We start from the raw sequence: 25823 nt of genomic DNA, 5'->3' as shown, positions 1-25823 counted from the left end.
AATGCAGCCCGGGACGCTCCGCGTCCCAAAGCGGACGCAGAGCGTCCATTGAGGCATTCCCACGCAGAGCGTGGGAACGATCGTCACGTGTTTCTCCAGGCTGTACTGGTGGGAGCTTCACCATGTTGAACACCCTTCTTCCAATCCTGTTGTTCGCAGCCCTGGCCCTCGCGGTGCTGGGCGCGTTACGGCGGGTGGCCATGTGGCGTCGGGGCCGTGCCTCGAAGGTCGATCTGATCGGCGGCCTTTTCGCCATGCCCAAACGTTACATGGTCGATCTGCACCACGTGGTGGCGCGGGATAAATACATCGCCAACACCCACGTCGCCACGGCGGGCGGGGCGGTGGCGTCGATCGTGCTGGCGATTCTGGTGCACGGTTTCGGCCTGCATAACCGCATCCTCGGCTACGCGTTGCTGCTGATGACGGCGGTGATGTTTGTCGGTGCGATCTTCGTTTATCGGCGTCGACTCAACCCGCCGTCGCGGCTTTCCAAAGGCCCGTGGATGCGTCTACCGAAAAGCCTGCTGGCGTTCTCGGCCTCGTTTTTCCTGGTGACCTTGCCGGTGGCCGGTATCCTGCCGGAAAACTTTGGCGGCTGGTTGCTCGCGGCGATTCTCGGGATTGGCGTGTTGTGGGGCGTGTCGGAGCTGTTCTTCGGCATGACTTGGGGCGGCCCGATGAAGCATGCCTTCGCCGGTGCGTTGCACCTGGCCTGGCACCGTCGCGCTGAACGTTTTGGTGGTGGTCGTTCCACAGGTTTGAAGCCACTGGACCTCAACGACCCGAACGCACCACTGGGTGTGGAAAAACCCAAGGATTTCACCTGGAACCAGTTGCTCGGTTTCGACGCCTGCGTGCAGTGCGGCAAGTGCGAAGCCGCGTGCCCGGCGTTCGCCGCCGGCCAGCCGTTGAACCCGAAAAAACTGATTCAGGACATGGTCGTCGGCCTCGCCGGCGGCACCGATGCCAAGTTCGCCGGCAGCCCTTATCCGGGGAAAGCTGTGGGTGAGCACGGCGGCAATCCGCATCAACCGATCGTCAACGGTCTGGTCGACGCCGAAACCCTGTGGTCGTGCACCACATGCCGCGCCTGCGTCGAGGAATGCCCGATGATGATCGAGCACGTCGATGCCATCGTCGACATGCGTCGTCACCTGACCTTGGAAAAAGGCGCGACCCCAAACAAGGGCGCCGAAGTCCTGGAAAACCTGATTGCCACCGACAACCCCGGCGGGTTCGCTCCAGGCGGGCGGATGAACTGGGCGGCGGATTTGAACCTCAATCTGCTCAGCGAAAAGAAATCCACCGACGTGCTGTTCTGGGTCGGCGATGGCGCCTTCGACATGCGCAATCAGCGCACCTTGCGCGCGTTCGTCAAAGTGCTGAAAGCGGCCAAGGTCGACTTCGCGGTGCTCGGACTCGAAGAGCGCGACAGCGGTGACGTGGCCCGACGTCTTGGTGACGAAGCGACTTTCCAGTTGCTCGCCAAACGCAATATCCAGACCCTGGCCAAATACAGCTTCAACCGCATCGTCACCTGCGATCCGCACAGCTTCCATGTGCTGAAAAACGAGTACGGCGCGTTCGATGGCAACTACCTTGTGCAGCACCACAGCACCTACATGGCGGAAATCATTCAGGCCGGTGCGCTCAATCTTGGTCAGCACAAAGGCAACAGCGTGACCTACCACGATCCGTGCTACCTCGGCCGTTACAACGGCGAGTATGAGGCGCCGCGCGAAGTGCTGCGCGCCCTCGGCATCGAAGTCAAAGAGATGCAACGTTCCGGCTTTCGTTCGCGCTGCTGCGGCGGCGGTGGCGGGGCGCCGATCACCGACATTCCGGGCAAGCAGCGGATTCCCGACATGCGCATGGAAGACATCCGCGAGACCGGCGCCGAGCTGGTGGCCGTCGGTTGTCCACAGTGCACGGCGATGCTCGAAGGCGTGGTCGAACCACGTCCGCTGATCAAGGACATCGCCGAGCTGGTGGCCGACGCGCTGCTCGAAGACGCCGCGCCGAACAAGCCTGCCACCCCGGCCAAACGTGAACCTGCGGAGGCCCACTGATGAGCGACATTATCCGCCGCGACCCTCGCGCCGAATGGATCGCACGCAACCGCCTGCACCCGCTGCACGCGGCCATGCAACCGGCGCAACACAGCTGGATGGGCCCCAACGGGATCATCCGCAAGAACCTGCACGGTATCGGCTTCATCGGGCCGAACGGCATCAAGCGCATCGACCGCAGCGGCGCCCAGCAGGGTGGGGCGGTCAAACGGTCGGCCACGGTTGAAGTGCAATTGCCGTTGCATCAGGTGTCGGCCCCGGCGTTCTACATCAGTGTGGTGCCGGACATGGTCGGCGGCCGCTTGAGCAGCCACGACCGCGATCTGCTCGGTCTGGCTCATCAACTGGCCGGCAGCGATGGTGCGGTGCTGGCCGTGGTGTTCGGCGAGCACAAGGAAAACGCTTTCGCCACGGCGGGCGTTGACCGCTTGCTGGTGCTGGAAGGCGAAGAATTCAGCGGTTATGCACCGGAACAACGGATCCAGGGCCTGCGGGCTGTGGATAACCAGTTCAACCCGCGTCACTGGCTGTTGCCGGACAGCCGCAGCGGTGGCGGCGAACTCGGTCGGCGTTTTGCCGCTGCACTGGGCGAACGCCCGGCTACACGGGTGTGGCAGGTCAAGGATCAGGAGTGCATCGGCCGCGCCGGTGCCGGGTTGCAGGATCTTGCCCGCCCGGTGGCGCGGTTGATTCTGGCGTCCGCCGAATGTGCGGAGCCGGTCAGTGAAACCCGACACGAAGCGCTGCCGGTTGAGTTATCCACACCTGTGGCGCGCAGTCTGTCGCGGATCGAGGATCTGGGCGCGGTGGCGGTGGATCCGGCAGCGATCCCGATGGCGGAAGCCGAGTTCATCTTCTCCGGCGGCAACGGTGTCAAGGACTGGGAGCTTTTCCACAGGACCGCCGCGGCACTCGGTGCCACCGAAGGCGCTTCGCGGGTGGCGGTGGACGATGGCTTTATGGCCCGGGATCGTCAGGTCGGCGCATCCGGCACCTGGGTCACCGCGCGAGTTTATGTAGCCGTAGGGATTTCCGGGGCGATCCAGCACCTGCAAGGCATCGGTGCCTGCGACAAGGTGGTGGCGATCAACCTCGATCCGGGTTGCGACATGATCAAGCGTGCCGACCTGTCGGTGATCGGCGAAAGCGCGGAAATTCTTCAGGCCTTGATCGCGGCGGTAGAGGCTTACCGCAACGAAGCCAAGCGCGATGCGGCTTAAGGAACGGTTATGAGCACAAAGATCATCAGTCTGGTTTCAATCGGCGCCCACCCGACCTCGGGCCGCCCACGCCGCGCCGAACAGGACGCCCGCGCCGTTGAACTAGGTTTGCAACTGGCTGGGGATAACCTGCAAGTGCTGCACGCCGGCGATGTCGCGGAACCCGCACTGCGTGCCTATCTGGGCATGGGGCTGGCGCAGATGCATGTACTGGAGCAGCCGGCTGGCGCCGATGCACTGCCGGCGCTGACCGCGTATCTGCGGGATGCCGGCGCACAGGTGGTACTGACCGGCAGTCAGGCGGAAACCGGCGAAGGTTCGGGGATGTTGCCGTTTCTGCTCGCCGAAGGTCTGGGCTGGCCGCTGGTGGTCGGGCTGGCGCAGGTCGAATCGATCAACGACGGTTCGGCGTTGGTGTTGCAAGCGTTGCCCCGTGGGCAGCGGCGACGGTTGAAGGTGAAGCTGCCGTTTCTCGCGACTGTGGATAACGCCGCGCCGAAACCTCGGCAGAGTGCTTATGGCCCGGCGCGGCGCGGCGTATTGGAAGCTGCGGATGTCGAGGTTATCGACGACGAGCTCCTGTCAGTCGCCACCCTGCAACCGGCCAAACCAAGGCCCAAACGCCTGAAGGTGATAAAGGGCAAGAGCGGGGCGGATCGGATGAAAGCCGCGACGGCCAAGGCCAGTGGTGGCGGGGGGCAGGTGCTCAAGGGAGTTGCTGCGCAGGCCGGGGCTGAAGCGATCCTCAAGCTGCTGATTGAAGAAGGTGTTGTTCGCTGAAGAGCCCCTCACCCTAGCCCTCTCCCGGAGGGAGAGGGGACCGACCGAGTGGTATTGGCTAATTCCATCGACCTGCGATTGCGCGGTGACCTTGGTTTGGCCAAGCCTGAGATCACAATGTTCGTTCAGGTCGATGGAGTTCAAATAGGCGATTCAGTCGGCTCCCTCTCCCCCCTGGGAGAGGGCTGGGCGGGCGGCGTTCCGATGAGGGTAGTTGTTTACCCACAATCCCTGTTGGCGGATCTGTGGATAACATGTTCGCCCCTCTCTACACGCCAAGCCAATCAAGCCCTACAGCCCTCCGATCAAAAAACAACCAGCCTTAAGCCCCGGATTTACGGAGCTTTTTCGACAGGACAACGCAATAAGTTGCCCCCAAACTCTGTTGGCGCTTCTGTGGATAAGATGTTCGCTATCCGCCAGAGGCCATATGGAACGTGGCTTGTAAGGGATTGGTTAAAAACTGATCAAAGCAGCGTTTCTTGATCTCTGACCTTCCCAAATCCCTCGGTTTCCCACACTTTCAGATGCTTTTCCACAGCACCCCTGGAGTTACCCCCGATCTCTGTTGGCGCTTCTGTGGATAACATGTTTGCCATCCTCTACAAGCCATATGAACCGTGGCTTATGAGGGTTTGATCAAAAAACAATCAATCCATAATGCAAAGTGTTCTTTTGGATAAGTCACGCTTTTTCTTCTGAAATCAGCCAGATATTTTTCCACTCATCCACAGTTACCCCCATTTGCTGTGGGTGGCTATGTGGATAACTTGTTCGCCAAACCCTGCAAGCCCCGCTAGCTATAGTCCAAACGGAAATTGATCACATTTCATACAGTTCTAAAGCTGAGCCTTGACGCGGATTCATGCGCTGTCTTCACTGCAATGGCACAAGGACAGCCGTCACTTATCCACATCTGGTTCTGGGAGAACGCATGATGGATAGCCGCCGACATCGCCCAACCCCCTCGCCACGCAAGCGCACGTTACGTCGTGCGGCCAATCAACACGCGCGTCTGTAGCGCATAAGTCCTGCTCCAACCGCTGTGCTGTCGCCGGGTTCGCCCCGGAGGCCAGGTGCTCGTTCGCCCATTGAATGCAGGCAACTGCAGAGTTGCCCCATCAGCCTGAGAAAGGAAAAGTCTCATGACACGCATCGCAACGCCCATCAGCGAGATAAAGGAACATTACGACGTCATCGTCATAGGCTCCGGTTATGGCGGTGGCATTGCCGCCTCGCGCCTGTCCCGAGCCGGCAAACGCGTGTGTTTGCTGGAACGTGGCCGGGAGATCCAGCCCGGCGAATACCCCAACACCATGATTGCCGCGACGGAAGAGTTGCAGGTGCACGACCCGGATGGCCATATCGGCTCACGCACCGGGTTGTTCGATCTGCACGTCAACGTCCAGCAGAACGTCGTGGTTGGATGTGGTCTCGGCGGCACTTCGCTGATCAATGCCAACGTTGCCCTGGAACCGGAGCCCGGTGTGTTCGATGACCCACGCTGGCCGCAAGCCGTGCGCGAGCATCGCGACACGTTGCTCAAGGACGGTTATGCCCGCGCCCGGGAAATGCTCAAGCCCAATCCTTATCCGAATACTTCACCGAATCTGCCCAAGCTGGACGCCAACAAGAAATCCGCCGATTACCTCAAACAGGGCGCGCATTTCTACAAGCCGCCTATCAACGTGACCTTCGACAAGTTGCCGAACAATCTCAACCATGTCGGCGTCGAGCAACTGCCGTGCAATCAGTGCGGCGACTGCGTGTCAGGCTGTAACAACAAGGCCAAGAACACCACGCTGATGAACTATCTGCCGGACGCCTGCAACCACGGTGCGGAGATTTTCTGTCAGGCCCAGGTCCGCCACCTGGAGCGCGATGGCAATGGCTGGATCGTGCACTTCCAGTACCTGGACAGTGGTCGCGAGAAATTTTCGACGCCGACCCTTTTTGTAAAAGCCGACATCGTCGTGGTTTCTGCAGGCACACTCGGTTCTACGGAAATTCTCCTGCGCTCGCGGGACAAAGGCCTGTTGATGTCCGGCCAGCTCGGCGAGAACATGAGCGGCAATGGCGACATCCTCGGTTTCGGCCACAACTGCGAACAGACCATCAACGGCATCGGTTTCGGTGCGCACCCGGCCAAGGAACTGCACCCGGTCGGCCCGTGCATTACTTCGGTGATCGACATGCGAACCGAAGGTGACTGGCGCAGCCGCATGGTCATCGAGGAAGGCTCGATCCCCGGCGCGCTGGGACGGCCGATGGTGCCGAGCATGGCCGGGTTCGCTGAGATGATCGGCGTCGCCACCGACGACAGTTTCAGCGGCAAGGTGAAATACAAGGAGCGCGAAGCTGAAAGCTTTTTGCGTGGCCCGTATTACGGCGCGCTGCACAACATGCAGACCTACCTGATCATGAGTCACGACAGCGGTCAGGGACGCATGGTGCTGGATAACAAGGATCAGCTGCGCATCGATTGGCCGGGTGTCGGCGAGCAAGAAAACTTCAAACTCGGCAACGAGCGCCTGCATCAAAGCACCAAGGCGCTCGGCGGTGTCTGGGTGGAAAATCCGATCTGGACCAAGTTGCTCAAGCACAGCATTGTCTCGGTGCATCCGCTGGGCGGATGCGTGATGGGCGAAGACGCCGCGCAAGGCGTGGTCAATCACAAAGGTCAGGTGTTCAGCGGAGCCAGTGGCACTGACGTTTACGCCAACCTGTACGTGACCGACGGCGCGGTGATTCCGACGTCGCTGGCGGTCAACCCGCTGCTGACCATCTCTGCGGTGAGCGAACGCAACATGGGCCTGCTCGCCGCTGACCGGGGCTGGACGATCGATTACACGCTGCCGTCGGCACCACGCAAACCGGTGGCGCCGCCGACCCTCGGCGTACAGTTCACCGAAACCATGAAAGGTTATTTCTCCCGGGCCTTCACGGCGGCGCAAAGCACTGATCTGAAAGTTTACGAAGCGGCGGCGAAACGTGGCGAGGCGGACAACTCGCCGATCGACTTCACCCTGACCATCACCGCCAACGACCTCAACCGCATGATCAAGGAACCGGAGCACGCGGCGACCATCGTCGGCACGGTGATCGCTCCAGCGCTGTCGCCCGAACCGCTCACCGCCAGCAACGGCGTGTTCAACCTGTTCGAGCAATTCGAGCAGCAGGTCGATACGCGCCACATGAAGTACGACATGAAGCTGACCGCCGAGGACGGCAACGACTACTTTTTCAGCGCGTTCAAAACCGTGCCGGAAGACAACGGTGTGCTGAACATCTGGCACGACACCAGCACCTTGTACGTAACGCTGTATCGCGGGCCGGACAAGTCCGGGGAAGTGATCGGCTCGGGAGTGATGCACATCCATCCGACCGATTTCGCTAAGCAGATGACCACCATGAAAGTGCTCAACGCGCGTAACGAGCGCGAGCGTATCGAGGGGCTGGCGCGGTTCGGCAAGTTCTTTGCCGGGATTCTCTGGGAGAGTTATGGCGGGGTGTTCGCCGGTGACAAATACTTCAATCCCGACGCGCCGCCACGGTTGAAACGGCCGCTGGATGCGCCCACCCCGGCGGTGCATTTCTTCCCCACCGAGGACGGTGTCGAGTTGCGCCTGAGCCGTTATCAGGCCGGCAGCAAAGGCCCGGTGATGCTGGTGCATGGTTTGGGCGTCGGTTCGAATATTTTCTCTACCGACACCATCCAGACCAACCTGCTCGAATACCTGTGCAAGCACGACTACGACGTCTGGTTGCTGGATTTCCGGGTGAGCATCCTGTTGCCGGCGAGCAAGAAGGAATGGAACGGCGACCAGATCGCCCAGTACGACTTCAAGGCTGCCATTGCGCAGATTCAGCAGGAAACCAAAGCAAAAGACGTGCAATGCGTGGTGCATTGCTACGGCGCGACGACGTTCTTCATGTCGCTGCTCGCCGGTTTGCAGGGTGTGCGTTCGGTGGTCTGCTCGCAGATTGCCGCTGATACGGTGGTCGCGACGGCAACGGGGCTGAAGGCCGGTCTGCACTTGCCGGGGATGCTCGATGCGATCGGCATTAAATCGATGACTGCGTACGCCGACAGCAAGGAGAACTGGTTCAACAAGCTCTATGACAAGGCGCTCAACGGCTACGCGCGGATCGAGGCGCAAGGCTATTGCACCAACCCGGTGTGCCACCGCATCACCTTCATGTACGCCTCTTTGTACCGCCACGACACCCTCAACGAAACCCTGCACGATAACCTGCATGAGTTGTTTGGCGAGTCGAACATCGAGACCTTCGAACACCTGGCGCTGATCGTACGCAAAGGGCATCTGGTGGATTTCAAAGGCAACGATGTGTACATGCCGCACTTCGACCGGCTGACCATGCCGATTTGCTTCATCAGCGGTGCCGACAACCAGTGTTATCTGCCGGAAAGCACCCTCAAGACCTATCAGAGGGTTTGCGAGAAGCACGGACCGGAGCGTTACAGCCGGCATGTGGTGCCGGGTTACGGCCACATCGACTGCATGTTCGGCAAGAACGCGGTGGTCGATGTCTATCCGATCATCCTTGAACACCTGGAGAAAACCGCCCTCGGGTAGTCACTGATCGTTCCCACGCTCCGCGTGGGAATGCCGCCATGGACGCTCTGCGTCCGCTTGTGTGACGCAGAGCGTCACGGGATGCATTCCCACGCAGAGCGTGGGAACGATCAGGGGAACTGACATGGACACCTACATCCGCTGGTTTCAACGTTTCATCTGGATAGGCATTGCAATGAACATGGTGTTTGCGATCCCTGCGCTGTTCGCGCCGGGGTTGCTGACATCGGTGGTCGGGCTGCCGCCGCAACTCTCCGATCCGTGGCTGGAAAACGCCGGGATGCTGCTGGTGGGCATCAGCGTGTTTTACATGCCGTCGGGCTTCAACGCGCCGCGCTACGTGGTGCATTCCTGGCTGTGCGTGCTGACGCGGTTGATTGCCGTGATCTTCTGGATCTACCTGATCAACACCAGCATTCAAGGTTCGGTGTTCGTGCCGATGCTGATGGGCGATCTGAGCTTTTTCCTGATTCTCGGCGTTCTGCTGTACCTCGGCACCACGCCGGAGAACCGGCCATGGGCGCTGCTCTGTGATGGCTGGCGCGAATGGCGCGCGGCGTGGGCGCGGCAGTGGCAAAGTCACGCGTTCAAGGTCGGCACGCTGGTCGTGGTCGCGTTGCTGGCGTTCATCGGTTACCAGACCTGGTATCAAATGCTGCGCGTGGTGCCGGAGCAGGAATACGCTTCCGACGAAGATCACTACAAATACGCTGCGATTGGTTTGGGCATCGAAGCGCGGATCCCGTATTACCTGTTCGCTGTGCTGCCGCAGATGTGTCCGGAAAAACTGCCGAAACCCGGCGGCTGGGAAGTCTTCGGATTCCTGTTCGAGAACGGCAAGGACCTGCCCATCGGCATGGCCAAGCGGCAGATCGGCTACCCGACCGTCGAGCCGAACTGTGCGCTGTGCCACACCGGTTCCTACCGTGCGAACGCCAGTGACGTTGCCGTCAACGTGCCGAGTGCACCGGCCAACACCCTGCAACTGCAGGCCTTCCAGTGGTTCGCCTACGATTGCGCCAGTGACCCGAAATTCACTACCGACGCGGTGATGACGGCAATCAACGCCAAGTTCCAGTTGGGTTTCTTCGAAAAAATCTACAACCGCTACCTGATCATGCCGATGGCAAAAAGTGCGCTGCTCAAGCAGAAACAGGCCTACGCCTGGCAGAAGCTGCGCCCGCAACAAGGCCCAGGACGCACCGACACCTTCAACCCGACAAAAATGGTGGTGTTCGGCTTCCCGGATGACTCGACCATCGGCACCGTCGACCTGCCGCAAGTGTGGAACCAGAAACCCCGGGAGTCGATGTACCTGCACTGGGACGGCAATAACAACAAGATCCACGAGCGTAACTACGCCGCCGCGATGGCCGTGGGCGCGACGCCGGAATCGGTGCTGCCACCGAGTTTCAATCGCGTGACCAACTGGCTGCTCGGGCACAAGGCGCCGGTCTGGCCGTGGGCGCTGGATCAGACGAAGGTCGCGCAGGGCAAACCGATCTGGGAAACCAATTGCGCTGGTTGCCACGACTTCGGTCGCGCCGACACCGGGCAAGTCACCACCAACATTGACCAGCTCGGCACCGATCCGCATCGGCTGGACTCGTTCACCACGGGACTGGTGACCGCGTTCCACACCTTCAAGAAACCGCCGTTCGATTTCGGCGCGTACCGCAAGACCCAGAGCTACAGCAACACGCCCACCGACGGCATCTGGCTGCGCGCGCCGTACCTGCACAACGGTTCGGTGCCGACCCTGTGGGACTTGCTGCAACCGCCTGAAAAGCGTCCGCAGGTGTTCGTCACCGGCTCCGATGTCTACGACCCGGTCAACGTCGGTTTCGTGACCAGCGGCGCACAGGCGAAAGCCTCGGCAGACTTCAAGTACGACACGCGGCTGGAGGGCAACCACAACAGCGGTCACTTGTACGGCACGAGCCTGTCGGACGACGACAAACGTGCGCTGATCGAATTCATGAAAACCCTGTGAACCCCTTACGGAGAGAGGATTTCGCCATGTCAGCGGTCGGTCATCTGAAACATGAATACGACAAGGTAAAGGTGCGTCTGCACGGCTTGCTCACGCGAGTGGAAATGGCCTGGATGAAGCTCATCAGCGAACTGGAACCCGAGGAGTTCCAGGCCATCATCAAGTTGCTCCAGCGCGGTCACGATCAGGCACAGTACGTGCTCAAACACGGCGAGTTGCCGGACGACGAACCGGCGGTGCCGTGGGAGCTATCCCACGGCTTGTCGATCCTGCGCATCGGCAGCGCGACGCCGTTGCCGCAGTCGCCGGATCAACTGCAAACCAGAGTGCTCAAGGACGGCACGTTGTTGGGCTGTCGCAAGTGGGAACTGCTGGATCTGCTGTGGAGTGAGGCACTGCTCAAGTGGATCGAAAACCTGCGTCATCACGCGACCTTCGGTACTGATCCGGCGCTGGTGCAAATGGAGCGCGACGTGACGCTGGCGATTGCCGGCGACTGGGGCACCGGGCCGTTCAACAGCCATGCGCCGGCGGTGTCTGTAGCCAATCAAATGCAACTGGCCAATGCCGACTTCACCATTCATCTGGGGGATGTCTATTACGCCGGCAGCCATTCGCAGGAAGACGTCGACATGGCCGGGTGGCCGATGGGCACTCATGGCTCATTCACGCTCAATTCCAACCATGAGATGTACAGCGGCGCCCACGGCTATTTCAAAGAGCTGGCCGCGCGTTTTCCTGGGCAGCAGGGCACCAGCTATTTTGCCCTGATCAACGATGACTGGCTGATCGTCGGGCTGGACACCGCGTACGCCTCGGACGTCATGAACCTGTACATGGACGGCACGCTGAACAAGCCGCAGATCGAGTGGATGAAAAGTCTGCCGAAACGCAAGAAACTCATGGTGCTGAGCCACCATCAGGGCTTCGACATCATCGGCCACAACAAGACCGCGCTGTATCAACCGGTGTGCGATGCACTGGGGCGCGAGCCGGATTACTGGTATTGGGGGCATCTGCACAACGGTATCGTCTATGCCACTCAGGGCGGGTTGCACGCACGATGTGCCGGGCACGGGGCGATTCCCTACGGCACCACCAGCGAGCTGAACGGACACTCTCGGGTGCTGTTTTCGGAGACGCAGGATGCGAAGGATCCGGACTATCCGCTGCGGGTGTTGAACGGGTACGCGAAGATCAGGTTGGTGGGGGAGGAGATTTTTGAGGAGTTTATTGGTGAGGATGGATCGGTGAGGTGGTCATCCCAATGATCGTTCCCTCGCTCTGCGTGGGAATGCCTCAACGGACGCTCCGCGTTCGGCCTTTGGGACGCAGAGCGTCCCGGGCTGCATTCCCACGCAGAGCGTGGGAACGATCTGTCAGGTGCAATCAGCCTTGTACCGGAACACCCTTGAGGTATGGCGCAGGCTCGGCCCCGAGGTTGTTCAACAGCCGCTCGCTGTACCAATCCACGAAGTTGACCACGCCAAATTCATAGGTCTTGGAATACGGCCCCGGCTGGTACGCGGTGGAATTGATCCCGCGCTGGTTCTCTTCCGCCAGGCGCCGGTCCTGATCGTTGGTCGCGTCCCACACCTGGCGCATGCGCTCGACGTCGTAATCGACACCTTCCACCGCATCCTTGTGCACCAGCCATTTGGTGGTGACCATGGTTTCCTGCGCACTGATCGGCCACACGGTGAAGACGATGATGTGGTCGCCCATGCAGTGGTTCCACGAGTGCGGCAGGTGCAGGATGCGCATCGAGCCGAGGTCCGGGTTTTTGATGCGGCCCATTAGTTTCGCGCAGCCCTGTTTGCCGTCCAGGGTCATCGACACCGTGCCCTTGAGCAGCGGCATGCGCACAATGCGGTTACGCAGGCCGAAACTGGCGTGGGCGTAAGGGATCTTCTCGGCTTCCCAGGCAGCGGCGGAGGCGGCGACGTGATCCTTGAACGCCTGATCGGCGCGCGGGTCGGTGACGTCGTCCCACTCCAGCAGGGTTTTCAGCAGTTCCGGGTGCGAGGCGTTGCAGTGGTAGCACTCGCGGTTGTTTTCCAGCACCAGTTTCCAGTTGGCCTTTTCCATCAAGGTGGTCGTGATCGCCACCTTGGTGTTCTCCATGTCATACGGTTCCATGTAGTGGTTCAGCGTCGACAGGAAGTCATCGATGGCCGGTGGGTTTTCCGCAAGGCTGATGAAGATGTAACCGCCGGCAGTCTTTACATTCACCGGTTTCAGGCCGTACTGCTTCATGTCGAAGTCGGCGCCCATTTCGGTGCCGGCGAACAGCAGACGACCGTCCAGCTCGTAGGTCCACTGGTGGTAGTGGCAGACCAGTTTGGCGACTTTGCCTTTTTCACTGGTGCACAGGCGCGAGCCACGGTGGCGGCAGACGTTGTGGAACGCATGCACCACGCCTTCAGCGCCACGGATGACGATGATCGGGTTCTTGCCGATCTGCAGGGTCAGGTAGTTGCCCTTGGCCGGGATTTCGCAGGTCATGCCGGCGATCAACCACTCTTTCTGGAAGATCTCCTGCATGTCGATATCGAACAGCCGCTCGTCGCTGTAGAACGGTTGTGGCAGCGAGAAGGTGCGCTCGCGCTCTTGCAGCATTTGTGCGGTGGCCTTGCGTGCGGGTTCCAGCGGATCGCCCAGGCTGATTTTTGCGGTGACGTCCATCGATGTGATCCTCATGGCCATCTGCGTGGCCGGCGAAAGTGGCTAATCAGGTGTGCTGCAAACGGTTGCTACGCAAGGTGTAAAGAATCTGTCTTGGTGTTGGGGCGAGTGTGGGGCCGGCGCTGGGCGGAACCTTATCCATGGGCGACATGGTGCAATCTGTTCCCGACGCGCAACCCCCGGTGGTTGGGGGCTGGTCGCGATAAGTATGTCAATGTCGCGGATAGGTAAACGGGCGGTCTGCGCTATACGCAGAATCGCCGACATGAGGCCGACAGTCGGCCGTGGAGAACAGCATGTCCAACAGCTTCCTGAATCCGGTCACCACCCAGACCTGGGCCAATGGCCGACACATCGTCCGTTGCGTCAAAGTCATCCAGGAAACCTGGGACGTGCGCACCTTCTGCTTCATGGCTGATCAGCCGATCCTGTTCTTCTTCAAGCCCGGGCAATTCGTCACCCTGGAGCTGGAAATCGAAGGCCAGCCGATCATGCGTTCGTACACCATTTCCAGTTCGCCATCGGTGCCTTACAGCTTCTCGGTCACCATCAAACGGGTGCCGGGCGGCAAGGTTTCCAACTGGCTGCACGACACTCTGCACGAAGGCCAGGAGCTGGCCGTGCACGGGCCGGTCGGGCTGTTCAACGCCATCGACTTCCCGAGCCCGAAAGTGCTGTACCTCAGCGGTGGCGTCGGTATCACGCCGTGCATGTCGATGGCGCGCTGGTTCTACGACACCAACGCCAACGTCGACATGACGTTCATCCACAGCGCCCGCTCGCCGAAAGACATCATTTACCACCGCGAGCTGGAACACATGGCGTCGCGGATCGATAACTTCAGCCTGCACCTGATCTGCGAGAAGCACGGTCTGGGCGAGCCGTGGGCCGGTTATCGCGGTTACCTGAATCACAAGATGCTCGAACTGATGGTGCCCGACTTCCTTGAGCGCGAAGTGTTCTGCTGCGGCCCGACGCCGTACATGAATGCGGTCAAACGCCTGCTGGAAGTCGCCGGTTACGACATGTCGCGTTATCACGAGGAATCCTTTGGTGCGACGCCGCCCGAAGCGCGTGCCGATGCGGTTGAGCAAGCCGAGCAAGCTGCCGATGCACCGGAAATCGATGCGGCGGATCTGCATCAGGTCGAGTTCACCGCGTCCGGCAAGAGCATTCGTGTGGCGCCGGGCGAGACCGTGCATGCGGCGGCGGCCAAGCTGGGGTTGATGATTCCGAAGGCTTGCGGCATGGGCATTTGCGGGACGTGCAAGGTGCTCAAGCTCGGTGGCGAAGTGGAGATGGAGCACAACGGCGGGATCACCGAGGACGACGAGGCGGAGGGTTTTATCTTGTCGTGCTGCAGCGTGCCTAAAGGCGACGTGCGCATCGAATTCTGAGTGGGGCGAATTTTTGCGTTCGGCTTGCCCCTCACCCCAGCCCTCTCCCGGAGGGAGAGGGGGCCGACCGAGGTGTCTGGCGTTTTACACCGGCCTGGAAGACCTTATCGATTATGGATTCGGCAAAGCAGTTTCAGGTCGGCGTATTCATTAAGCATCCCCAAATCAGTCCCCTCTCCCTCGGGGAGAGGGTTAGGGTGAGGGGCTTTTCAGTCAACGAACAAATCCGGCATCAGCGCCGCGTCGCTTTCTCGATCAAAGCGGTAATGATCGAATTCGGTTACGCCGCTTTCGCGCAAAATTTCCTCATCAATCAACAACCGCCCGGTGATCTGCCGTTGGTGGCTAGTCAAAATCACATGCGCCGCATCCGCCATGATCGCCGGCGTACGCGCATGCTTGAATGAATCGCGATTGCCCAGCTGAAACTCGATGGCCGCCGTGGCAATCATCGTCTGCGGCCACAGCGAATTGACGCTGATGCCGTAACTGGCGAACTCCTCGCTCATCCCCAGCGTCAGCATGCTCATACCGTACTTGGTCACGGTGTAAGGGCTGTACTGGGCGAACCACTTGCTCGCCAGATTCAACGGCGGCGACAGGTTGAGAATGTGCCCGGCGGATTTCTTCAAATAGGGCAGGGCGGCCTGGCTGCACAGCAGCACCGCACGGGTGTTGATCTGATGCATCAGGTCGAAACGCTTGAGTTCGATGTGTTGCACGCCGGTGAGCTTGATCGCCCCGGCGTTGTTGATCAGCGCGTCGATGGCGCCGAAATGCTCGTTGGCCTGAGCCAGTGCCTGACGCACGGCGTCCTCATCGCGCACATCCACTTGCAGCGCCAAGGCCTTGCCGCCCGCCGCTTCGACTTCGGCGGCGACGCTGTGGATGGTGCCGGGCAGTTTGGCGTGGGGTTCGGCACTCTTCGCCGCAATCACGATATTGGCCCCGTCCCGCGCAGCCCGCAGCGCAATCTCACGGCCGATGCCACGGCTGGCGCCGGTGATGAACAGGGTTTTGCCTTGTAACGACATGCCAATGCTCCTGCTTGTTGTTATGTGAGCGGAGGGCTCGACAGACAATGTAGACCAGGCAGGAAAGGTGACGCCGATGATGATCATTCCCACGCTCCGCGTGGGAATGCAGCCCGGGACGCTCCGCGTCCCATATATGCGCTCAGTACCAGCGCTGCACCTCGATCAATCCCTCCATGCCCGCGTAGTTGCTGGCGCTCGAGTAGCGCCAATGCTCCGGCAACTCCACATAGCCTCGCTTGACGGGATTGTTGTGGATGTATTCCAGCTTCTGGTGCATTACCGATTCGCTGTAGACCATTTCTGCATGGGAGCCCTCCTGCCACATCTGGTAAACCCGATCCTGCTTGTGTGCGCGCTTGCTGAAACGCAGGCGCTGCAACGCTTTTTCCGCACCTTTGCGCTGCAGGTCATCGATGATTTGCCGCGCGGTGAACGATTTGAATTGGCTAAGGCACTTGCTCAGGTCAGGCGCTTGGGCGACGAAATGCAGATGATTTTCCAGGATCACGTAGCCGTAGAGCTTCAAATCCTGATTGGCCTGCTGATAGCGCCAGCAATTAAGTAGGTGGTCGACGATGTAAGGGCGAATGAACAGTGGCAACCATTCCATGACCGTGCAGGTGAGGAAGTGCGGTTTGTCGATTTCGGTAATGGTGTAGCGACTGCGGCCCATGGATTCTTCCCTGAATCTTGCGGTGCATTAGAGATGGAACGCGGAGCGTCCCGGGATGCATTACCACGCAGAGCGTGAGAACGATCAGGTTGAAGCGGACGAGATGATCGCGCTAGAAGAGGGGTCTGGTATTACGGTGGGAAAAGTCATTCCTGACCGACGATCGTTCCCACGCTCTGCGTGGGAATGCAGCCTATGACGCTCTGCGTCGTAGCGGTGCTCAGCATTGCGTCTTTGGTGCGGCAGGAACGCGGAGCGTCCCGAGAGGCATTCCCACGCGGAGCGTGGGAACGATCGTCGACAGGGGATTTTAGTCGCTGCGAGAATCAGGCAGACATGACTTCGCGGATGTCGCGGGCCAGTTCGCGTACGCGCTCTTCTTCGGTGTCCCACGAGCACATGAAGCGTGCGCCGCCCTTGCCGATGAAGGTGTAGAAACGCCAGTTCTTCGCGGTCAGTGCGGCAATCGCCGGTTCTGACAGTTGCAGGAACACGCCGTTTGCCTGCACCGGGAACATCAACTCGACACCCGGAATGTCGCTGACCAGCTCTGCCAGCAGTTGCGCGCAGTGGTTGGCGTGGCGGGCGTATTTGAGCCATGCGTCGTTTTCGAGGATGCCGACCCACGGTGCCGACAGAAAGCGCATCTTTGACGCAAGCTGCCCGGCCTGTTTGCAGCGGTAGTCGAAGTCTTCGGCCAGTTTGTGGTTGAAGAACAGGATCGCTTCACCCACGGCCATGCCGTTCTTGGTGCCGCCGAAGCACAGCACGTCGACGCCGGCCTTCCAGGTCAGGTCGGCTGGCGAGCAGCCGAGGAATGCGCAGGCGTTGGAGAAACGCGCGCCGTCCATGTGCAGGTGCAGGCCCAGTTCCTTGCAGGTGGCGCTGATGGCGCGGACTTCTTCCGGGGTGTAGACGCTGCCGACTTCGGTAGCCTGGGTCAGGGTCACCACGCGTGGTTTCGGATAGTGAATGTCCTGGCGCTTGAGGGCGACTTCGCGGATCGATTCCGGGGTGATCTTGCCGTTTTCGGTACGGGCGATCAGCAGTTTCGAACCGTTGGAGAAGAACTCCGGGGCGCCGCATTCGTCGGTTTCGACGTGGGCGGTTTCCGAGCAGATCACGCTGTGGTAACTCTGGCACAGCGACGACAGGGCCAGCGAGTTGGCGGCGGTGCCGTTGAAGGCGAAGAACACTTCGCAGTCGGTTTCGAACAGTTGGCGGAAATGATCGGACGCGCGTGCGGTCCATTCATCGTCGCCATAAGCGCGTTGGTGGCCGTGGTTGGCCTGTTCCATGGCTGCCCAGGCTTCAGGGCAGATACCGGAATAGTTGTCGCTGGCGAATTGTTGGCTCTTGTCGGTCATGGCCGGCTTCCGTGATCGAAACGCTTGTGGCGCTTCGTTGGTCAATGATGGTGCGCACTTTACCGAAGATCTTCCGGGGAGCACACGAGATGTCGCAGTCAGAAAACTACCAGTTTGTTGCGCGATTATGCACCTGAGCCAACGTGACGGCGCGCTGGATCTGCTCAAGTGGCTGGCGCTTTTGAGCATGTTGCTCGATCACCTGCGATATGTCGGGTTCTCCGCCGATTGGCTGTATGTGCCGGGGCGTTTCGCGTTCCCTTGGTTTTGTCTGGCCATGGCGGCGAATCTTTCCCGGGCCGGAGCGCGTAAAACCGAATGGCGATATCTGGGCTGGTTGTTGCTGTTCAGCGCCGTGAGCGAAATTCCTTATCGTTTGTATATTCCTGATCCCGATACGTTGAACGTGATGCCCACGCTGGCGCTGGGGTTGCTGGTAGCGCGGGGGTGGCAGGAATCCTCGATCCTGTCGCGATTACTGGGTGCCAGCGCGCTGGTGCTGGCCGCTGCGTACCCGGAGCGACTGATGTTTGGATTCTTCGGCGTTTTGCTGCCGTTGGCCATGCTGCTGGTGTTTCGCCGACCGTGGTACTTCAGCTTGTTGCCAGGGGGGATTTGCCTCGCCGCCAATCAGTGGCAGGTGCTATACGACGCGGCGAGGTTCGGCAATAGCGTTGCCATTCTCGGCATTGCCACCTGTCTGTTTGCGCCCGTGCTCGGAATGTTCTTGTTGCGACATGTGCGACATCTCCAACCGCCACCGATGAGACGCTGGGCATATGCCCTCTATCCGGCGCATTTCCTCCTGCTGCTCGCCTTCCGCGCGGCATAAACCTAACCCCTGTGGGAGCGGGCTTGCTCGCGAAAGCGGAGTGTCAGGCGACATTGATGTCGACCGCCACGGCCTCTTCGCGAGCAAGCCCGCTCCCACAGGGGATCTCCACGGTTTTGGATGATGCGTCCGGCCAGCCTTTTCCCGCCATGTCGTAAACGCACCTTTGCGTGGCGCGCGCAGGCATTTGAGCTGTCTGCGCCGGTCATACCATCGGCATCAAAGGGCACTGCCGTCATTGCCAGTGCCTTACCGAGACGAATGGCGCACAGATGCCGCTGGGAGAGACGCGATGTTCAGCAAGCAAGACCAGATCCAGGGTTACGACGATGCACTGCTGGCGGCGATGAATGCCGAGGAGCAACGTCAGGAAGATCACATCGAGCTGATCGCGTCAGAGAACTACACCAGCAAGCGCGTGATGGAAGCGCAAGGCAGCGGCCTGACCAACAAATACGCCGAAGGCTATCCGGGCAAGCGCTACTACGGTGGCTGCGAGCATGTCGATAAAGTCGAAGCACTGGCCATCGAACGCGCCAAGCAACTGTTCGGCGCCGATTACGCCAACGTCCAGCCGCACTCCGGTTCTTCGGCCAACAGCGCCGTGTATCTGGCATTGATCCAGCCGGGCGACACCATCCTCGGCATGAGCCTGGCCCACGGCGGTCACCTGACCCACGGCGCCAAAGTGTCGTCCTCAGGCAAGCTCTACAACGCTGTGCAGTACGGCATTAACACCGACACCGGGCTGATCGATTACGACGAAGTCGAGCGTCTGGCCGTCGAGTGCAAACCGAAAATGATCGTCGCCGGTTTCTCCGCTTACTCGAAGACCCTGGACTTCCCGCGCTTCCGTCAGATCGCTGACAAGGTCGGTGCGCTGCTGTTTGTCGACATGGCCCACGTCGCCGGTCTGGTGGCCGCCGGTCTGTACCCGAACCCGCTGCCGTACGCCGACGTGGTCACCACCACCACCCACAAGACCCTGCGCGGTCCGCGTGGCGGCTTGATCCTGGCCAAGTCCAACGAAGAGATCGAGAAGAAGCTCAACGCTGCCGTGTTCCCTGGCGCTCAGGGCGGCCCGCTGATGCACGTCATCGCCGGTAAAGCCGTGTGCTTCAAGGAAGCACTGGAGCCAGGCTTCAAGGCCTATCAGCAACAAGTGATCGACAACGCTCAGGCGATGGCGAGCGTGTTTATCAAACGTGGCTACGATGTAGTGTCCGGCGGCACCGACAACCACCTGTTCCTGGTCAGCCTGATCCGTCAGGGTCTGACCGGCAAAGATGCCGACGCCGCGCTTGGCCGTGCGCACATCACCGTCAACAAGAACGCCGTGCCGAACGACCCGCAGTCGCCGTTCGTCACTTCCGGCCTGCGCATCGGCACCCCGGCGGTGACCACGCGTGGCTTCAAGGTGACCCAGTGCGAGACGCTGGCCGGCTGGATCTGCGACATCCTCGACAACCTCGGTGACGCCGATGTCGAGGCCAATGTTGCCCAGCAGGTTTCGGCCCTGTGCGCAGACTTCCCGGTTTATCGCTGAGCGGTTTTGGAGTAACGACTATGCAACGCTATTCGGGCTTCGGCCTCTTCAAACACTCGCTCAGCCACCACGAAAACTGGCAGCGCATGTGGCGCACGCCCACCCCGAAAAAGGTCTACGACGTGGTCATCGTCGGCGGCGGCGGGCACGGTCTGGCGACTGCTTACTATTTGGCGAAAGAGCATGGCATCACCAACGTCGCCGTGGTCGAGAAAGGCTGGCTGGGCGGCGGTAACACCGCGCGCAACACCACCATCGTGCGTTCCAACTACCTGTGGGACGAGTCGGCGCACCTGTACGAACACGCGATGAAACTGTGGGAAGGCCTGTCGCAAGACCTCAACTACAACGTGATGTTCTCCCAGCGCGGCGTCTACAACCTGTGCCACACCCTGCAGGACATCCGTGATTCCGAGCGTCGGGTCAGCGCCAACCGCCTCAACGGCGTCGACGGCGAACTGCTCAACGCCAAGCAGGTCGCGGACGAAATCCCGTACCTCGATTGTTCGAAAAACACTCGTTACCCGGTGATGGGCGCAACCGTTCAGCGTCGCGGCGGCGTGGCCCGTCACGATGCCGTGGCGTGGGGCTTTGCCCGTGCCGCCGACGCCCTTGGCGTCGATCTGATCCAGCAGACTGAAGTGATCGGTTTCCGCAAGGAAAACGGCGTGTGCATCGGCGTTGAAACCAACAAGGGTTTCATCGGCGCCAAGCGCGTCGGTGTGGTCACTGCCGGTAACTCCGGGCACATGGCCAAGCTTGCCGGTTTCCGCCTGCCTATCGAATCGCACCCGCTGCAAGCGCTGGTGTCCGAGCCGATCAAACCGATTATCGACAGCGTAATCATGTCCAACGCCGTGCACGGTTACATCAGCCAGTCCGACAAGGGCGACCTGGTGATCGGCGCCGGTATCGACGGCTACAACGGCTACGGCCAGCGTGGTTCGTACCCGGTGATCGAGCACACCATCCAAGCCATCGTCGAGATGTTCCCGGTGCTGTCGCGGGTGCGCATGAACCGTCAGTGGGGCGGCATCGTCGACACCACCCCGGACGCCTGCCCGATCATTTCGAAAACCCCGGTGCCGAACATGTTCTTCAACTGCGGTTGGGGCACCGGCGGCTTCAAGGCAACACCTGGCTCGGGCAACGTGTTTGCCGCAAGCCTGGCCAAGGGTGAAATACACCCGCTGGCCGCACCGTTTTCCATCGACCGTTTCCACAACGGCGCACTGATCGACGAACACGGCGCTGCTGCCGTCGCCCACTAACAGGAGAAATCCCTATGTTGCACATCTTCTGTCCTCACTGCGGCGAACTGCGCTCCGAAGAGGAATTCCACGCATCCGGCCAGGCGCACATCCCGCGCCCTCTGGACCCAGGCGCCTGCACTGATGAAGAGTGGGGCGACTACATGTTCTTCCGCGACAACCCGCGCGGTCTGCACCACGAGTTGTGGGATCACGTCGCCGGTTGCCGCCAGTACTTCAACGTCACCCGCGACACCGTGACCTACGAGATTCTCGAAACCTACAAGATCGGCACCAAGCCGCAATTCACCGACAAGGCTGACACTGCGAAAACAGCCACGACGGCGCTGGGAGAGAAGGTATGAGCCAGACCAATCGCCTGTCCAACGGTGGACGGATCGACCGCAACAAAGTGCTGAGTTTCACCTTCAACGGTCAGACCTACAAAGGCTTCGAGGGCGACTCGCTGGCTGCTGCGCTGATCGCCAACGGCGTCGACATCATCGGCCGCAGCTTCAAGTATTCGCGTCCTCGCGGCATTTTTGCTGCCGGTGCCGAAGAGCCGAACGCCGTCCTGCAGATCGGCGCAACCGAAGCCACGCAAATCCCGAACGTGCGCGCCACGCAACAGGCGCTGTACCAAGGTTTGGTCGCCACCAGCACCAACGGCTGGCCGAGCGTCAACAACGACATGATGGGCATTCTCGGCAAGGTCGGCGGCAAGCTGATGCCGCCGGGTTTCTACTACAAAACCTTCATGTACCCGCAGTCGTTCTGGATGACCTACGAGAAGTACATTCGCAAGGCGGCCGGTCTGGGTCGCTCGCCGACCGAAGTCGATCCGGACACCTACGACTACATGAACCAGCACTGCGACGTGCTAATCGTCGGCGCCGGCCCTGCCGGTCTGGCCGCTGCCCTGGCCGCTGCGCGCAGCGGTGCCCGAGTGATCATCGCGGATGAACAGGAAGAGTTCGGCGGCAGCCTGCTCGACTCCCGCGAAAGCCTCGATGGCAAGCCTGCGGTGGAGTGGGTCTCCAGCGTTATCGCCGAATTGAAGAACACCCCGGACGTGCTGCTGTTGCCGCGCGCCACGGTCAACGGTTACCACGACCACAACTTCCTGACCATTCACGAACGCCTCACCGATCACCTCGGCGACCGCGCTCCGATTGGCCAGGTGCGTCAGCGCATCCACCGCGTCCGCGCCAAGCGCGTGGTGCTGGCGACCGGCGCTCACGAGCGTCCGCTGGTCTACGGCAACAACGACGTGCCGGGCAACATGCTTGCTGGCGCTGTGTCGACTTACGTGCGCCGTTACGGCGTGGCACCGGGCAAGAAGCTGGTGCTGACCACCAACAATGATCACGCCTACCGCGTCGCACTGGATTGGCTCGACGCCAGCCTGCAAGTCGTCGCCATCGCCGATGCGCGCAGCAACCCGCGTGGTGCGCTGGTGGAAGAAGCCCGCGCCAAAGGCATTCGCATCCTCACCGGCAGCGCCGTCATCGAAGCCCGTGGCAGCAAGCGCGTTACTGCTGCTCGCGTCGCCGCGATTGATGTCAAAGCGCATGCCGTGACCAGTCCCGGCGAATGGCTTGAGTGCGATGTGATCGCCAGTTCCGGCGGTTACAGCCCGGTTGTTCACCTGGCTTCGCACCTCGGCGGCAAGCCGATCTGGCGCGAAGACATCCTCGGTTTCGTACCGGGCGAAGCACCGCAGAAACGCGTGTGCGTCGGTGGCATCAACGGCGTCTATGGTCTCGGCGATTCGCTGGCCGATGGGTTTGAAGGCGGCGTGCGCGCTGCGTCCGAAGCCGGGTTCCAGACCGTTGAAGGTGTGTTGCCGAAAGCCTTGAGCCGTCACGAAGAACCAACGCTGGCGCTGTTCCAGGTGCCGCACGAAAAGAACACTGCACGGGCGCCGAAGCAATTCGTCGACCTGCAGAACGACGTGACCGCCGCCGCCATCGAACTGGCGACCCGCGAAGGTTTCGAGTCGGTCGAGCACGTCAAGCGCTACACCGCGCTGGGCTTCGGCACCGATCAGGGCAAACTCGGCAACGTCAACGGCCTGGCGATTGCCGCCCGTTCGCTGAACGTGACCATCCCGCAGATGGGCACCACGATGTTCCGTCCGAACTACACGCCGGTGACGTTCGGTGCCGTGGCCGGTCGTCACTGTGGGCACATCTTCGAACCGGTGCGCTACACCGCACTGCATGCCTGGCACGTGAAGAGTGGCGCCGAGTTCGAAGACGTCGGTCAGTGGAAGCGTCCATGGTACTTCCCGAAAAACGGCGAAGACATGCACGCCGCCGTGAAGCGTGAATGCAAAGCCGTGCGCGACAGCGTCGGCCTGCTCGACGCCTCGACTCTCGGCAAAATCGACATTCAAGGCCCGGATGCCCGCGAGTTTCTTAACCGCGTGTACACCAACGCCTGGACCAAGCTCGATGTGGGCAAGGCCCGTTACGGCCTGATGTGCAAAGAAGACGGCATGGTCTTCGACGACGGTGTGACGGCGTGCCTGGCCGACAACCATTTCGTCATGACCACCACCACCGGCGGCGCGGCTCGCGTGCTGCAATGGCTGGAGCTGTATCACCAGACCGAATGGCCGGACATGAAGGTCTACTTCACTTCCGTCACCGACCACTGGGCGACCATGACCCTGTCCGGGCCGAACAGCCGCAAGTTGCTCAGCGCCGTGACCGACATCGATCTGAGCAACGAAGCGTTCCCGTTCATGACCTGGAAAGAAGGTCTGGTAGGCGGTGTGCCGGCGCGGGTGTTCCGCATCTCGTTTACCGGTGAGCTGTCGTACGAAGTCAACGTTCAGGCTGACTACGCGATGGGCGTGCTGGAGAAAATCGTCGAGGCCGGCAAGCAGTACAACCTGACGCCGTATGGCACTGAAACCATGCACGTGCTGCGGGCCGAGAAGGGCTTCATCATCGTCGGCCAGGACACGGACGGCTCGATGACCCCGGACGACCTGAACATGGGCTGGTGTGTCGGTCGCACCAAGCCGTTCTCGTGGATCGGCCAGCGCGGCATGAACCGTGAAGACTGTGTGAAGGATCAGCGCAAGCAGTTGGTCGGCCTCAAGCCGATCGATCCGAACGTGTGGCTGCCAGAAGGTGCGCAGTTGGTGTTCAACACCAAGCAGGCGATCCCGATGACCATGGTCGGCCACGTGACTTCCAGCTACGCGCACAACTCCCTTGGTTATTCGTTTGCCATGGGTGTGGTCAAGGGCGGTCTGAAACGTCTGGGCGAGCGGGTGTTTGCACCGCTGGCGGATGGCAGCGTGATCGAGGCGGAAATCGTTTCTTCGGTGTTCTTCGATCCGAAGGGTGATCGCCAGAACATTTGACACTGATCGTTCCCACGCTCTGCGTGGGAATGCATCCCGGGACGCTCCGCGTCCCAAGAGCGGACGCAGAGCGTCCATGGCGGCATTCCCACGCAGAGCGTGGGAACGATCAAACAAAAGAATAGGTGCTTTATGACCGCAGCCAACGTTTACCAACAACGCCCGACCACCGGGGCCAAGGCCGAGTCGTCGCTGCACCATGCCGACCTCGCCAGTCTGGCCGGCAAGGGTCGCAAGAACGCCGGTGTGTTCGTGCGTGAAAAGAAACTCCTCGGCCATCTGACCATTCGTGGCGCCGGCCACGATGCCGCGTTTGCGGCCGGTGTGCACAAGGCGCTGGGCATCGAGTTGCCAGGCGCCCTGAACGTGATCGTCAAAGGTGAAACCAGCCTGCAATGGATGGGCCCGGATGAGTGGCTGCTGATCGTGCCAAGCGGTGAAGAGTTCGCCGCCGAGCAGAAATTGCGCGAAGCGATGGGCGATCTGCACATCGCGATCGTCAACGTCAGTGGCGGCCAGCAAGTACTCGAATTGAGCGGTCCGAACGTGCGTCAGGTGCTGATGAAGTCCACCAGCTATGACGTGCACCCGAACAACTTCCCGGTCGGCAAGGCTGTGGGCACGGTGTTCGCCAAGTCGCAGCTGATGATTCGTCATACCGCTGAAGACACTTGGGAACTGCTGATTCGTCGCAGTTTTTCGGATTACTGGTGGTTGTGGTTGCAGGATGCCTCGGCTGAGTACGGGTTGAGCGTTCAGGCCTGACACTGAATGGGCGTCGTGCCTGCTTCTGTGGCGAGGGGATTTATCCCCGTTGGGTGGCGAAGCCGCCCCAAAACCAATCACCGCGGTTTATCAGGTAGATCGAATTCACAGGTTTTGCGACTGCTCCGCAGCCGAGCGGGGATAAATCCCCTCGCCACAAAAGCAGTGCAGATCCGCCCAGTACAGAGTTCGCTCTGCTCACAGATGTTGAAACAGGAGTCACCGCACC

Annotated in this window: 17 protein-coding genes; 13 read left to right on the top strand and 4 right to left on the bottom strand. The window is 60.7% G+C overall.

Annotation, left to right across the window (positions count from 1 at the left end):
- Positions 1-122: 122 nt before the first annotated feature.
- From dgcB to F2P67_RS21635, 6 genes are all read left to right on the top strand, one after another.
- Positions 123-2072, top strand: coding sequence for a dimethylglycine demethylation protein DgcB (gene dgcB / locus F2P67_RS21660; RefSeq protein WP_166223473.1), 1950 nt, complete (start codon positions 123-125; stop codon positions 2070-2072).
- Positions 2072-3292 (top strand): electron transfer flavoprotein subunit alpha, encoded by a 1221-nt coding sequence (gene etfA / locus F2P67_RS21655; protein WP_166223470.1) that lies wholly within the window; start codon positions 2072-2074, stop codon positions 3290-3292. Before dgcB ends, etfA begins: the two co-directional genes overlap by 1 nt.
- A 9-nt stretch (positions 3293-3301) precedes the next feature.
- Positions 3302-4072: an electron transfer flavoprotein subunit beta gene (etfB, locus tag F2P67_RS21650; RefSeq protein WP_166223467.1), complete on the top strand. Its 771-nt coding sequence runs from the start codon at positions 3302-3304 to the stop codon at positions 4070-4072.
- A 1145-nt stretch (positions 4073-5217) separates the two neighbouring features.
- Positions 5218-8670, top strand: a complete 3453-nt coding sequence (locus tag F2P67_RS21645; RefSeq protein WP_166223464.1) for an alpha/beta fold hydrolase — start codon at positions 5218-5220, stop codon at positions 8668-8670.
- Positions 8671-8794: 124 nt separating this feature from the next.
- Complete coding sequence (locus F2P67_RS21640; protein ID WP_166223461.1) at positions 8795-10663, top strand: c-type cytochrome; 1869 nt, start codon at positions 8795-8797, stop codon at positions 10661-10663.
- A gap of 26 nt (positions 10664-10689) precedes the next feature.
- Positions 10690-11934, top strand: a complete 1245-nt coding sequence (locus tag F2P67_RS21635; RefSeq protein ID WP_166223458.1) for a metallophosphoesterase family protein — start codon at positions 10690-10692, stop codon at positions 11932-11934.
- A gap of 118 nt (positions 11935-12052) precedes the next feature.
- Here F2P67_RS21635 and gbcA read toward each other — a convergent pair whose 3' ends face one another.
- Complete coding sequence (gbcA, locus tag F2P67_RS21630; protein WP_103304476.1) at positions 12053-13348, bottom strand: glycine-betaine demethylase subunit GbcA; 1296 nt, start codon at positions 13346-13348, stop codon at positions 12053-12055.
- Positions 13349-13644: 296 nt separating this feature from the next.
- Here gbcA and gbcB point away from each other — a divergent pair, with 296 nt between their 5' ends.
- The gene (gene gbcB / locus F2P67_RS21625) at positions 13645-14745 is read left to right on the top strand and encodes a glycine-betaine demethylase subunit GbcB (protein ID WP_025108553.1); all 1101 of its coding nucleotides are present in this window, start codon (positions 13645-13647) and stop codon (positions 14743-14745) included.
- Positions 14746-14954: 209 nt separating this feature from the next.
- Here the strand turns inward: gbcB and F2P67_RS21620 are convergent, their stop codons facing one another.
- The 3 genes from F2P67_RS21620 to F2P67_RS21610 form a co-directional block, all read right to left on the bottom strand.
- Positions 14955-15779: an SDR family oxidoreductase gene (locus F2P67_RS21620; RefSeq protein ID WP_166223455.1), complete on the bottom strand. Its 825-nt coding sequence runs from the start codon at positions 15777-15779 to the stop codon at positions 14955-14957.
- Between the two features lie 142 nt (positions 15780-15921).
- The gene (locus F2P67_RS21615) at positions 15922-16455 is read right to left on the bottom strand and encodes an REP-associated tyrosine transposase (protein WP_166223452.1); all 534 of its coding nucleotides are present in this window, start codon (positions 16453-16455) and stop codon (positions 15922-15924) included.
- Positions 16456-16781: 326 nt separating this feature from the next.
- Positions 16782-17822, bottom strand: coding sequence for a threonine aldolase family protein (locus F2P67_RS21610; protein ID WP_166223449.1), 1041 nt, complete (start codon positions 17820-17822; stop codon positions 16782-16784).
- Positions 17823-17949: 127 nt separating this feature from the next.
- Here F2P67_RS21610 and F2P67_RS21605 point away from each other — a divergent pair, with 127 nt between their 5' ends.
- The 6 genes from F2P67_RS21605 to F2P67_RS21580 all read left to right on the top strand — a co-directional run bounded on the left by F2P67_RS21605 (position 17950) and on the right by F2P67_RS21580 (position 25594).
- Positions 17950-18654, top strand: a complete 705-nt coding sequence (locus F2P67_RS21605; RefSeq protein ID WP_166223538.1) for a TraX family protein — start codon at positions 17950-17952, stop codon at positions 18652-18654.
- Between the two features lie 292 nt (positions 18655-18946).
- Entirely contained in the window at positions 18947-20200 is a 1254-nt protein-coding gene (gene glyA / locus F2P67_RS21600; protein ID WP_166223446.1) for a serine hydroxymethyltransferase, read from the top strand.
- A gap of 20 nt (positions 20201-20220) precedes the next feature.
- The gene (locus F2P67_RS21595) at positions 20221-21471 is read left to right on the top strand and encodes a sarcosine oxidase subunit beta (protein WP_166223443.1); all 1251 of its coding nucleotides are present in this window, start codon (positions 20221-20223) and stop codon (positions 21469-21471) included.
- A gap of 14 nt (positions 21472-21485) precedes the next feature.
- Positions 21486-21815 carry a sarcosine oxidase subunit delta gene (locus tag F2P67_RS21590; RefSeq protein ID WP_016986286.1) on the top strand — a complete coding sequence of 110 codons (330 nt, stop codon included), beginning with the start codon at positions 21486-21488 and terminating at the stop codon, positions 21813-21815.
- Entirely contained in the window at positions 21812-24829 is a 3018-nt protein-coding gene (locus tag F2P67_RS21585) for a sarcosine oxidase subunit alpha (protein ID WP_166223440.1), read from the top strand. The genes F2P67_RS21590 and F2P67_RS21585 overlap by 4 nt, the downstream gene beginning before the upstream one ends.
- A 132-nt stretch (positions 24830-24961) precedes the next feature.
- A complete protein-coding gene (locus F2P67_RS21580) occupies positions 24962-25594 on the top strand; it encodes a sarcosine oxidase subunit gamma (RefSeq protein ID WP_166223438.1) in 633 nt (210 codons plus the stop codon).
- Positions 25595-25823: the final 229 nt, after the last annotated feature.

It is taken from the genome of Pseudomonas atagonensis, from assembly GCF_011369485.1.
GTDB lineage: Bacteria > Pseudomonadota > Gammaproteobacteria > Pseudomonadales > Pseudomonadaceae > Aquipseudomonas > Aquipseudomonas atagonensis.
This window is presented reverse-complemented; position numbering and strand designations above follow the sequence as displayed.

Bases quoted from the DNA above. Each gene is read 5' to 3' on its own strand.
- F2P67_RS21640 (WP_166223461.1), top strand. From the start codon at position 8,795: ATGGACACCTACATCCGCTGGTTTCAACGTTTCATCTGGATAGGCATT.
- F2P67_RS21615 (WP_166223452.1), bottom strand. From the start codon at position 16,455: ATGGGCCGCAGTCGCTACACCATTACCGAAATCGACAAACCGCACTTC.
- dgcB (WP_166223473.1), top strand. From the start codon at position 123: ATGTTGAACACCCTTCTTCCAATCCTGTTGTTCGCAGCCCTGGCCCTC.
- etfA (WP_166223470.1), top strand. From the start codon at position 2,072: ATGAGCGACATTATCCGCCGCGACCCTCGCGCCGAATGGATCGCACGC.
- F2P67_RS21610 (WP_166223449.1), bottom strand. From the start codon at position 17,822: ATGACCGACAAGAGCCAACAATTCGCCAGCGACAACTATTCCGGTATC.
- F2P67_RS21595 (WP_166223443.1), top strand. From the start codon at position 20,221: ATGCAACGCTATTCGGGCTTCGGCCTCTTCAAACACTCGCTCAGCCAC.
- gbcA (WP_103304476.1), bottom strand. From the start codon at position 13,348: ATGGACGTCACCGCAAAAATCAGCCTGGGCGATCCGCTGGAACCCGCA.
- F2P67_RS21620 (WP_166223455.1), bottom strand. From the start codon at position 15,779: ATGTCGTTACAAGGCAAAACCCTGTTCATCACCGGCGCCAGCCGTGGC.
- F2P67_RS21605 (WP_166223538.1), top strand. From the start codon at position 17,950: ATGCACCTGAGCCAACGTGACGGCGCGCTGGATCTGCTCAAGTGGCTG.
- F2P67_RS21590 (WP_016986286.1), top strand. From the start codon at position 21,486: ATGTTGCACATCTTCTGTCCTCACTGCGGCGAACTGCGCTCCGAAGAG.
- F2P67_RS21635 (WP_166223458.1), top strand. From the start codon at position 10,690: ATGTCAGCGGTCGGTCATCTGAAACATGAATACGACAAGGTAAAGGTG.
- F2P67_RS21580 (WP_166223438.1), top strand. From the start codon at position 24,962: ATGACCGCAGCCAACGTTTACCAACAACGCCCGACCACCGGGGCCAAG.
- glyA (WP_166223446.1), top strand. From the start codon at position 18,947: ATGTTCAGCAAGCAAGACCAGATCCAGGGTTACGACGATGCACTGCTG.
- F2P67_RS21585 (WP_166223440.1), top strand. From the start codon at position 21,812: ATGAGCCAGACCAATCGCCTGTCCAACGGTGGACGGATCGACCGCAAC.
- F2P67_RS21645 (WP_166223464.1), top strand. From the start codon at position 5,218: ATGACACGCATCGCAACGCCCATCAGCGAGATAAAGGAACATTACGAC.
- etfB (WP_166223467.1), top strand. From the start codon at position 3,302: ATGAGCACAAAGATCATCAGTCTGGTTTCAATCGGCGCCCACCCGACC.
- gbcB (WP_025108553.1), top strand. From the start codon at position 13,645: ATGTCCAACAGCTTCCTGAATCCGGTCACCACCCAGACCTGGGCCAAT.